An 883-nucleotide genomic window follows, 5' to 3' on the forward strand; every position below is an offset into this window, starting at 1 on the left:
TTGTTTTGACGCGTTTTCTTTACGCGAACCGGTATCCACTTCGCTCGAAAACGCTCCAAAGGCACCGCACTTCCTTCCACCTTCGGCCGGCGTCGGCGACGACGCGGCCCCGAGGCAAGCCATGCATACCGGACTTTTCCACGAGATCGATTTCGAGAAGGACCAGAAATGGTCCGGCCATCTCGGCATTCCCTTCTCGATCGATCGATCGCCCTACTTCCAGCTCAAGATCCCGATCTTCCGGATCAAGAACGGCGCCGGGCCCAAGCTCCTCTTGATGGCCGGCAATCACGGCGACGAGTACGAGGGCGAGATCACGCTGACGCGGCTCTATCGCCGGCTGGATGCAAACGCCATCAAGGGCGAGATCACCATCCTGCCCTTCGCCAATCTTCCCGCCGTGATGGCGGCGCGCCGCCGCTCGCCGCTCGACGAGGGCAATCTCAACCGCGCCTTCCCGGGCGATGCCGCGGGCACGCCGACCTTCCGCCTCGCGCACTTCCTCGAGCACGAGCTGTTTCCGCGCCATGACGTCGTCTTCGACATCCATTCCGGCGGCACGTCGATGGCGCATGTGCCTTGCGCGCTGATCGAGCGGCAGGGGCCGCCCGAGATGTTCGGCCAGGCACTGCGCCTGATGGAAGGGTTGGGGATGCCCTTCGCCTTCGTCGCCGAGAACGGCGCCACCGCGCCGACCTCGATGGCGGCGGCCGCACGCGCCGGTGCAGTCGGGCTGTCAGGGGAGTTCGGCGGCGGCGGCACCGTCACGCCGCAGACGATGGCGCTCACCGCGCGCGCGGTCGACCGGCTGCTGCTCGCGCTCGGCATCGTCCAGGCCCCGGTGCTGGGGCCGCACGCGCCGGTCGAGCGTGCCACCGAGTTG

General features: G+C 67.2%; 1 protein-coding gene. It reads left to right on the plus strand.

Features of this window, described 5'->3' with window-relative positions; all coding sequences use genetic code 11:
* Nucleotides 1-121: 121 nt before the first annotated feature.
* Nucleotides 122-883 (plus strand): succinylglutamate desuccinylase/aspartoacylase family protein (locus AC1D00_RS43220; RefSeq protein WP_477014939.1); only part of this gene is annotated, 762 nt, incomplete at its 3' end.

It is taken from the genome of Bradyrhizobium sp. P2_E8 (assembly GCF_056403875.1).